We start from the raw sequence: 9,362 nt of genomic DNA on the forward strand, positions 1-9,362 counted from the left end.
CACGATTATATCCACAAGGGCAAAAGGCCAAAAGCCTCAGATTATCCAGGAGCCGTGATGCGGTGAAAGTCGCACGTCCGGTTCTGAAGGAGAGGTGCGAGGGATAATACCCTCCATCGACTCTAACAAATGCCAGACAACAGAGAAAGGGACAAATTTATTTTTAGTCCAGTTAAAATCTGGGGAACTTTTGGAGTGCGATCGCTTACTTCTGGCAACTGGCAGTAGTCCTATTGGCCATCGTTTGGCCAGGGAATTAGGCCATAAAATTATTTCTCCTGTTCCTTCTTTATTTACTTTTAATATTTCTGACCCCCGTCTCCAAGATTTGGCTGGTATTTCGGTTGAGAATATTTGTTTACAACTACCGAAGGCCAAGTTAAAACAAATTGGTCCTGTGTTGCTGACTCATTGGGGTTTAAGTGGGCCAGCAGTTTTAAAATTATCTGCTTGGGGTGCTAGATTTCTCTATGAGAATAATTATCAATCTGATTTATTAATTAATTGGTTATCAGATATTAACCGAGAAGATATAAGGACTAAGTTATTAGAATTTAAAAGTTCTGAAAAGAAGGCGATAGTTAATAGTTGTCCGTTTTCTTTACCCCGTCGTTTATGGGAACGTTTAGTTATGGCTGCGGATATTGATTCTCAAAAACGTTGGGCGGAGTTATCAAATAAGGCTATTAATAAATTAATTTTGGAATTGACTCAAGGTAAGTATGAAATTCGAGGTAAAGGGGTTTTTAAGGAAGAGTTTGTTACTTGCGGTGGGGTAAGTTTAAAGGAAGTTAATTTTAAGACTATGGAAAGTCGTTGTTGTCCAGGATTGTTTTTTGCTGGAGAAATTTTAGATATTGATGGAGTTACAGGGGGTTTTAATTTTCAAAGTGCATGGACAACTGGATGGTTAGCTGGACAAAATATAATTAATCATTAATTATTAATAATTAGGGTGGGCTGATTAAATATGAAACCCTTTACAACTAAAGCTTTTAGCATTTTTAGGTATGGAAAAACTACCCGCTTTTAGGTCTCTCAAGCACGGTTCCCGAAAAATCATGCATTCTAGGATTTTAGGGAAACCAAGGGTAGAAAAATCAAGGAAAAATTATTCCTACCACACCTCCCTCCCCATACTCCCCACACTCCCCCGCTCCCCTACTCCTTAAAAAAAGTCCAATGTTTCCTTTTCTTGTATAATCTATAATTTAGGTATAGCGCTATGGATTAAGGTTTAAGGTGCTTGAGATTGGTAAAAGCTGCAATTTTGTTACAATGAACAACTGCCTTTTACCAAAAAATCAGGTCCAAAGATTCCCCTTTTTAGGGAATCAAAAAGCGGTCGAGAGATGGTGTACTTCGGAGCAGCTCTGCAAGAGCGAGTTTCCTCGCCATATCCAACCGACCAAGAGAAATATTTAACTTCAGTATTTCAAGCCTCCGAGTTTAGTCAGAGGTTCACGCTCTACTGATAACTGATAACCTTTTGCCTAACCCGTAGCAATGTATAGTTCTCAAAATGCTTGATATAAGGCAATTGTGAATCATCCGAAATTGAGTAAGCATTAATCACTTATAGGTCATGTCAGATAATTCTGGTTTGCTAGTGACTAACAATTCCGTTACTATTAACGCTATCAGCCACCATATTTACCAAACTATTGTTTCCATTCAACAGCAACATCCTGAATGGATAGCTCCAAAGTATAGGAACATTCCTTGGCATAGTCCCAAGTATCAATCTAATTTGATGAATAAGTTGACAAAAGGACTGTTTAATGTTAAAGAACTGGATGCTTTGAATCTGAAAGTCAAAAATTATCTCCAAATTCTTCTAACTCCAGAGTTTATTAATTCTGCTCAATATAGTATTTTAATTGCTGAGATAGACAAATATATTTATCCAGAAATAACTCTGGTTTCATCAGATGAAATTACTAATTCTCAGGTTGCCAATATATCTACAAATGGAAAGAAATTAATAGAGACAGGAATTGCTATTTTACTGTTAGATGTAGAAAATTTACCATTAAATCAGGAAACGGAAAAAATTCTGGTAGAAATATGTAATTATCCAATTCAAATAAAGGTTGCTTTTGCTAACTGGCGCAGTATGGGGAAAAAAGATGAAGAATTTCATCAACGTGGTTATCAATTAATTCATGTTCCTCCTGGAAAAGATAGTGCGGATTTAAAAATGGCAACTGTAGGTGCTTCTATTTTTCTCAATTATCCCAAGGCGAAGGAAATATTAGTTTGTTCTTCTGACCGAGGTTTAACTCATCTTGGTACTACTTTACAATCTCATGGGTTAACTGTTTATCAGGTACGGAAATATAAAAATCAAATTACTGTTTTGAATAGTCAAACTGGAGAATCAAAAACATATGCTTTGTCGGTTCCAGAAATTCCTACTATTAATAGATTTATTATTCAGTTACAGGAATTAATTCAAGCTGAATCAGCAAAGGTCGGACAGCAATGGATTAAATTTTCAAGAATTTCTGCTTTGTATAAAGAAACTTATAAGTTGAATTTGAAAGATGTAGTTAATACTCACTTTCCTGGTGAAGGATCAAGTTATATATTTGTCAATTATCCAGCTTATTTTGTTCTGCATAAACCTTCGGAAAAATCTCAAACTTATGTCAGTATTTTTAATCTGTTTAAGCCAGAAAAAAAAAATTGAATTTTCCCCAAAATGAGGCGAAAAAGGGTACTGATATTGTTGAAAAAGGTACTGAGATTACGAATATTTCTCAGATTATTTCCCTGGAAGATATGGAAAAGGTATTAGTGAAAATTTTCATGAGTTTAGCTCCTAAGTTTTCGGGAGGTTATGTTCCTATTTCTAATCTTGGTACTGAGTTTCATAGGTTATATGGTCAACCAATTACTAAAGCTATTAAACGGTTTCAACCAAGTAAAAAATTTCCTAAATTTTTGGAGTTATGTAGTTCGCTGAAGTTGTATCAGTCTGAAGAAGGTCGTTGGTTTGTTAGTTTGATTTGAAGGAAGAAGGAAGAAGGAAGTATTAGTGAATTTACCATCCTTAAGGGGTTCATCAAAATCATCGCTAATAAAAATAATATCGCGATCGCTACCAAATAAAGGAGGTCGTTTAGTTGGGGGTTTGAGCTGATGTTAATTTTACTATTGGTTGGTGATTTTTAGTAATAATAATTTCTTCTCGTTCGGCAGCCATTTCTAACAATTAATTAATATCTATAATTTCCATATAGCAGTTCCAAATAGATTATAATATTTTATAAATTCACAGGTACAAGAATATCATTTTAGCTTCTAGAAATCATGCAAAAATTTAGGTTAACACTACCCCTGATGGCAAATTTAGATGATTTTTAACGCTTTCTAGTAAAAGTTGATATAAGAAATGAGGTGTTTTTTGATTAACTAATTCCAGACTATTTTGATAAACTTTACCAGTAGATTCATCATTAATAATTCGATAGTGAATTATTTTTGTCCATTCTGGTGCGGTAATCATTAATTGAGGAATAACTTCAATAAAAACTTGTATTTGTTTTTGTAGTTCAAAATCTTCTAAAAAATGAACTAAACTAAACATAATTTCCGGATGTTGACAATTATCATCTAAGATAATATGTAAGTCTTTTAAGTTTTCATTGTTAGGATGTTGAGCAATTTTTTCTAAAGTTTCCTCAAATATATTAATTTCTTGAGGTGTTTTCATTAAACGATTTTCTTGTAATATTTTGATTAAATTCATAATTTTATAACTCCTTTATCAAAAAGGGTTAACCAAGTTATTTTATTAAGTTTAATAAGTTCTTGCAGACTCTTTCTAATATCTGCATTATATAATCTTTGAAAAAGATAAATAGAACGAGTATCCCAAACTTCTTGCGCTAAAGTTTGTCTAGGGGAAAGGGTTAAGTCTGAACTTTTACCATAAGATAAAGTTTGACGATGACGACCGACTTTTCCTTCTCCTGGAAGTAGTTTTGATTGAATAATATTGTCTCCTTGTAATTAATTATTTTGGGCGATCGCTTGATTATACGGAAAAGAAAATCCTAAAAGTTTTCAAACTTTCCATCTGATACTTTGTTAGACCATAAACAAGTCTAAGTTGAGCATGAGAATGTTTTTACCAATATTCTCTCAGTTTCCTTCGACTAATAATACCCATCAAGAGCGATCACTATTTTTTATATTATTTAATCAGATCACAACTGATAAATTTTCTCAAAAATATATGGGTTTCATAATTTTACCGCACTTTTTAAACAAAAAAAATACTTCTGCTTATTAAATTGAATGTTAGATAAATTAATCAAATTATAAATATATAATTAGTAAGTATCTATTACATGCTTCACTTTATTAACTTAGTTATTTAGTCACTTTATTTTGAAATCCCTATTAGGGATTGAAACTAATATTTTGTCATTAAGTACCAACCATAAAGGCAGTTAAATGACTTTTTATTGATTAAAAACAACTTTGTATTGATTAAAACAGTACACTGTACTATCTAGACTGTATAGTAATGAAAAGTAAAATGTAGAATTAAAAAAAATTAAGTAACGACATCAAATAATCAAATAACCCCTGCCATTTTTGGCAGTTCAATATACAATAAAAAAGACCTAGTAGATGTTGACGCATCAACTAGGCCATTTAAACTATCAACAGATACAATTGCTCATCAAAGTCTTTATATCCGTTTATCTCACTTTTATTATATTCTATGAAACCAATAAAAACAATACCAACAGTTAGCAATACTGCTAGCTTACTAAAATCACCACAACATCAACCCCTGTGTTGGGAGAGGTTAAAACTTTTTGAACAACACATCAAGAATACCACTCGGTTATTTCTGTATTTTTTCTGAACTTGGGCATCTAATGCGAAATTTAGAAGCAAATGGCTACATTTTTCCTTATGGAAAAGTGCCAGATATTTCTGTAGGAAAGTGTTGGTGTAATTAGTTAGGCTTCCAAGATGTTAATACAGACTTTCGCAAATATCCCCACTACTATCCAGATGGTAGGGTTGTTCCAGCGAACATGTATCCAGACGAGTTACTTCCAAAATTTCGATGGTGGTTAAACACAACTTATATAATGGAGAAATTGCCTAACTATGTTAAACGGTTTTGTTCCCCAGAGGAAACTAGATTGATAACTGCAATAGTTCAAAAACGCTTCTCAAGTGTTGCGTAAGCTAGAAATATCTTTTATAAAAATAGTACGAAAATTTCGTACTATTTTTGTGGTTTTGAGAAACTAGAAATATCTTTCATGGAAATAGTATTAATCAGATCGATGGAAATTTTCCATTGATTATGATTTTCATCTCAGTAAACCAACCTAGGGACGTTGCATGCAACGTCCCTACATTGTCGTTATTCTAACAGAAAATACTGATAACTGTTAACGTAGTTCCTCTGTAAGAGGCTAACTGATAGCTGTTAACTAAAATCTTACTCCACCGTCACCGACTTCGCTAAGTTCCGTGGTTGATCGACATCCAAACCACGATGAGCAGCAATATGATAAGCTAATAACTGCAAAGGAATCACAGTCAACATCGGTGATAACAACTCATCCACCGCTGGCACTGCTAATACATTATCAAACACATCTGCTTCGGTACTTTCAGGTGTCACCCCAATTAACTGTGCATCCCTCGCTTTCGCTTCCTGAGCATTAGAAAGCACTTTTTCATAAACTAAACCAGGCATAGCGATCGCTACCACCGGAACTTTATCATCTAACAAAGCTATCGGACCATGTTTCATCTCACCTGCGGGATATCCTTCGGCATGAATATAACTAATTTCTTTCAGTTTTAAAGCACCTTCTAAAGCAATTGGATAATTAATTCCTCTGCCGATAAAGATAAAATCTTGAGTATCATTAAAGTGGTGAGCAAAACCTTCTATTTGACTATCTTGAGTTTCTAACATTTGTTCCATTTGGGCGGGAATTTTTTGTAAACCATTAATAATTTCGGCAATTTTTTCCCCAGATAAACATTGTCTTTGCCAGCCTAATTCTATGGCTAAAAAATAAAAAGACATTACTTGAGCTAGAAAAGTTTTAGTTGCTGCTACCCCAATTTCAATACCTGCTTTAATATCAATAACTTGATGAACCAAATTATGAATAGAACTTTCGGTTCGATTCGTAATTCCTAACAATCTTGACTTAAACTCATCACTTTTATCTAAACGGCGCTGTTGTTCCATTGACAAAGCTGCTAAAGTATCAGCAGTTTCTCCAGACTGAGTAACACCAATTGTTAAAGTATTTTTTCTAATTGGAGCAGGAGCATAACGAGCTTCCGAAGCATAATTTACGGTAGTAGAAATTCCAGTTAACTGTTCTAATAAATATTTCCCAATTAAACTAGCGTGCCAACTCGTACCACAAGCAAAAATTTCCACCTGTTCCAAATCTTTATATAGAGACGGTAACAAGTTTAAACTCGTCGGAGAAACCCGATTATTTTTAACATCCCAATCACTATTAATATAAGCTTCTAAACAATTCCTGATCACATTCGGTTGCTCATATATTTCTTTGAGCATAAAATGTTTAAAAATATGTTTCTCAACTAAAGTCGGACTCCAGTTCAAAATCCGAGGAAACTTATTCAAGCGATCGCCATCAAAATTATAAACCTCTACTCCCAGAGGAGTTAAACGCGCCATTTCACCATTCTCTAAACTGAGGACAACTTGAGTATGAGAAACCAAAGCCGGAGTATCCGAAGCACAGAAAAATTCTCCTTGCCCAAAACCGATAGATATCGGTGCTTGTTGTCTAGCCACAATAATTTCATTCGGATAATCTGCACAAACAACAGCGATCGCAAACGCCCCATCCAACTTCCTCAAACTTTGACGCACTGCTTCCAAAAGACTTTCTCTGTTTCCCGTTCCCCCTTTCCCATTTTTGGCAAAATTAGACAAAAATTCAGCAATTAAATGAGGAATAACTTCCGTATCGGTATCAGAAACAAACTCATGCCCCTGACTTTGCAACTCCTTCCGTAACTCTCGATAATTTTCGACGATACCATTTTGGACCACCGCCACTCGCCCTGTATTATCACTGTGAGGATGAGCATTATACTCTTCCGGTTTACCATGAGTTGCCCAACGAGTATGACCAATCCCAACATTAGCCAACATTTCCACTCCTGCCAATTTTTCTCGTAAATTGTACAGTTTACCCTTAGCTCGAACCGAATTAATTTGGCCATCACAAATAGTGGCCAATCCAGCCGAATCATAACCCCGATATTCTAGTTTTTCTAATCCAGATAATAAAATTTCTGTAGCTGACTGAGTGCCAATATAACCAACAATTCCACACATTTTATTTTTTACTCCTAATAACTTTTAAAATGACTATAGCGTTTTCTATTTTAAATGCGGAAATAGAATCCTATTAAAAAGGGAATAGGAAATAGGGAATAGGGGATAGAGAACAGGGAGGAAAAAAGTATTTTTGCAAATATGAACAGACTCCAGGTACATGAAGTACAGATATAACAATATAGGTTGTGATAAATGATAAGAGAAACCCGGTTTCTTAAAGAAACCGGGTTTCTGAGTCTACTACTTAAAAAGGGAATAGGAAATAGGGAATAGGGAATAGGAAAAAAGTATTTTTGCAAATATGAACAGACTCCAGGTACATGAAGTCAGATATAACAATATAGGTTGTGATAAATAATGAGAGAAACCGGGTTTCTGAGTCTACCACTCCCTACTCGCGATTATTCAATTTTCACCAAGTTTAATTTCTTTAGCCAAATCTGGAGAAAATTTCTCTTCAGCACATATATTTCTCTCACCTTCTAATATGTCTAAAATTTCCAAAATTTCTCGTTCAAAAGCCACATTAGCGCGATTAGTTTTCCCACCAATATAAAGTCGTTCATTTTCTTGCCAAGCCCAAATTTGGGAGTGAGAAACATAACTCATTAATACACTTAACATTAACAAACCAAAACCTAAATAAACAATAGGAATCCCAGGGTCAGCTTTTATTTGTAAACCTGTACTACCTATAATTTTATCAACAAATAAAGTAATGCCATTGACTTCTGTAGACATTCCTTCACGGACACTAGAAACTAATTTACCAGTACCATCATAAATTAATACAGTTCCTTGTAAATCTTTAGCTAATAAAGATATTCCCTCACTTAAATCTGGTTTTGTAGGAACCCAAGTTCCCCAAATTCTTCCTCCTCCTGCTGTATTTAATTGTGCCATTGGTAAACGAAAAACAGGGCTTTTATTAACTCTAACTTTAACGGCGGCAATTCCCCAATCTGCTTGATAAATTGTGACTCCATGATAGCGGATGGGTTGATTAACAAATATGGTTTTTCTATCTACTTCTTCACCACTTTTATCTAATATTGAAAGGTCTGAATAAAACTGGTCAATTGTTCCTTCGGGAGTATAATCAATCCAAAAACGATTGACTCCTACTGACCAATCTTTGGGAATTTGTGATTCGGCAAAAATTCCGGCATCGACAATATTTTTAACTTTAAAAGTTTCTCCACTCGCTACTATTTCTTGACCGGTAAATCCGGTCATGGAACCGATGATTGAACCTGCTAAAATTATGAGCATACTAGCATGAACTATTATCGGACCGACTTTACCAATAATTCCTTTTCTGCCATAGAGTTTATCTGTTTCTTTGAATGTCAGATAACCCTTTTTCTGTAATATTTTTTCTAAGGAATCTAAGGAACCTGTTTCTATTTCGGCGCTTAATGCTAATTTTTTAAATTGTGATTTTTTATCGAAAAATTTCCATCGTTGAGCAAATTTTAAAGCAGGTAATTGTCTGGTAAATGTGCAGGCGGTTAAACTGGCTCCGAATAAGATTAATATTGATAAAAACCACCAAGTCCGATAAACATGATCTAATTCTAATAATAAAATTACTTTCCAAGTTAAAAAACCAAATAATGCTGGTTTTTCTGGATAGTTTTCTTGATAAAAAGGAATTGATTCACCTTGTTCTATGACAGTGCCAGAAATACTACAGATAGCTATGATTAAAAGAAGAGTGATCGCTAACCGTAAATCAGCTAATATTGGTAATATTTCTTGTTTAAATATTTTGACAGGATTTAGTTTTTTATTTAATTCTGAATTTTGAGTATCCATTTATTTAGTTCTTATTAGTTTCAACAATTTTTTCGTAGTAATTATAGATATAGTAATTTTCAATGATTTGTGAAAAAAACAGTAGAGGTTTGGGAGACCAACCCAGAACTATTTCATTCTATAATCAAGTGATAATTTGACTATCTTTTAGAGATTCGTTGAT

5 protein-coding genes and 2 pseudogenes are annotated in these 9,362 nt (G+C 34.1%); 4 read left to right on the plus strand and 3 right to left on the minus strand.

The annotated features are described in order from the left end of the window. Window positions 1-127: 127 nt before the first annotated feature. The 3 genes and pseudogenes from VKJ25_RS02545 to VKJ25_RS02555 form a co-directional block, all read left to right on the plus strand. Window positions 128-940: pseudogene (locus tag VKJ25_RS02545) on the plus strand (aminoacetone oxidase family FAD-binding enzyme); the annotation flags it as partial. 645 nt (window positions 941-1,585) lie between these two features. After that, the gene (locus tag VKJ25_RS02550) at window positions 1,586-2,692 is read left to right on the plus strand and encodes an NYN domain-containing protein (protein ID WP_324235057.1); all 1,107 of its coding nucleotides are present in this window, start codon (window positions 1,586-1,588) and stop codon (window positions 2,690-2,692) included. Then, the gene (locus VKJ25_RS02555; protein WP_324235058.1) at window positions 2,689-3,015 is read left to right on the plus strand and encodes a hypothetical protein; all 327 of its coding nucleotides are present in this window, start codon (window positions 2,689-2,691) and stop codon (window positions 3,013-3,015) included. The genes VKJ25_RS02550 and VKJ25_RS02555 overlap by 4 nt, the downstream gene beginning before the upstream one ends. A 310-nt stretch (window positions 3,016-3,325) precedes the next feature. Here the strand turns inward: VKJ25_RS02555 and VKJ25_RS02560 are convergent, their stop codons facing one another. Next, complete coding sequence (locus tag VKJ25_RS02560; protein WP_324235059.1) at window positions 3,326-3,754, minus strand: Imm30 family immunity protein; 429 nt, start codon at window positions 3,752-3,754, stop codon at window positions 3,326-3,328. A 1,081-nt stretch (window positions 3,755-4,835) separates the two neighbouring features. Between VKJ25_RS02560 and VKJ25_RS24820 the strand changes: the two are divergent. Further along, window positions 4,836-5,216 (plus strand): annotated as a pseudogene (locus tag VKJ25_RS24820) (BstA C-terminal domain-containing protein). 260 nt (window positions 5,217-5,476) lie between these two features. Here the strand turns inward: VKJ25_RS24820 and glmS are convergent. Next, window positions 5,477-7,378, minus strand: a complete 1,902-nt coding sequence (gene glmS / locus VKJ25_RS02570) for a glutamine--fructose-6-phosphate transaminase (isomerizing) (protein ID WP_324235061.1) — start codon at window positions 7,376-7,378, stop codon at window positions 5,477-5,479. Window positions 7,379-7,786: 408 nt separating this feature from the next. Beyond that, entirely contained in the window at window positions 7,787-9,199 is a 1,413-nt protein-coding gene (locus VKJ25_RS02575; protein ID WP_324235062.1) for a cytochrome c biogenesis protein, read from the minus strand. Window positions 9,200-9,362: the final 163 nt, after the last annotated feature.

Source organism: Okeania sp., assembly GCF_035285525.1.
Taxonomy (GTDB): Bacteria; Cyanobacteriota; Cyanobacteriia; order Cyanobacteriales; family Microcoleaceae; genus Trichodesmium.

What these genes read in the sequence shown, in the direction of transcription:
- VKJ25_RS02550 (WP_324235057.1), top strand. Translation starts at nt 1,586, where the DNA reads ATGTCAGATAATTCTGGTTTGCTAGTGACTAACAATTCCGTTACTATT.
- VKJ25_RS02560 (WP_324235059.1), bottom strand. Translation starts at nt 3,754, where the DNA reads ATGAATTTAATCAAAATATTACAAGAAAATCGTTTAATGAAAACACCT.
- glmS (WP_324235061.1), bottom strand. Translation starts at nt 7,378, where the DNA reads ATGTGTGGAATTGTTGGTTATATTGGCACTCAGTCAGCTACAGAAATT.
- VKJ25_RS02575 (WP_324235062.1), bottom strand. Translation starts at nt 9,199, where the DNA reads ATGGATACTCAAAATTCAGAATTAAATAAAAAACTAAATCCTGTCAAA.